Genomic DNA, 533 nt, shown 5'->3' on the forward strand with positions numbered 1-533 from the left:
TCTTCTCCTTGCGCACCGAGCGCTCTACGGGTACCTTACCTGGCTCACCTGTGGAGGGAACTAATCTCAGTCCCGTTATCATCCAGGGCATTGTCCCCACCACAGGAGATTTTGTCTTCCGCACCTTAGCTGGGGCGCAACTGGCCGGGCCGTTCAACAGAGCAGATATTGGCGGTTCCCTGCTGCGGGGCAACTTGAATTTGGTTTTCGACCCGACCACCTCTGGCTCGAATATCTCTGGGCAATTCTTTATTGAGCAAGAGTTCCCTACGGATAATCAAGTCATAGGCCCGAATCCACCAACTGGCGACGGAAATACGGGTACTCCTGATCAAGGGGGAGTTATTCTCATTATTCGTGGATTCTTTAACGGGGCTCAGGTTAACCTTTAAGCCGAGGGATCCCATCTCATTTACTTTGCAAGCTAAGGCCAGCGTGGCTGACTTCTTCGGGAGTAATGACCGGCAGGGATCCATAGGCACCTAGGATAACCCCGACCTTGGGGTAGAGGAGCCTGAAGTTCCCTTCTCAGC

General features: G+C 53.3%; 1 pseudogene. It reads left to right on the top strand.

Going from position 1 to position 533, the window contains the following annotated elements:
- Positions 1-392, top strand: a pseudogene (locus NW853_RS13735) (hypothetical protein); the annotation flags it as partial.
- Positions 393-533 lie beyond the last annotated feature (141 nt).

This window comes from Synechococcus sp. H55.11 (assembly GCF_047462475.1).
Lineage (GTDB): Bacteria > Cyanobacteriota > Cyanobacteriia > Thermostichales > Thermostichaceae > Thermostichus.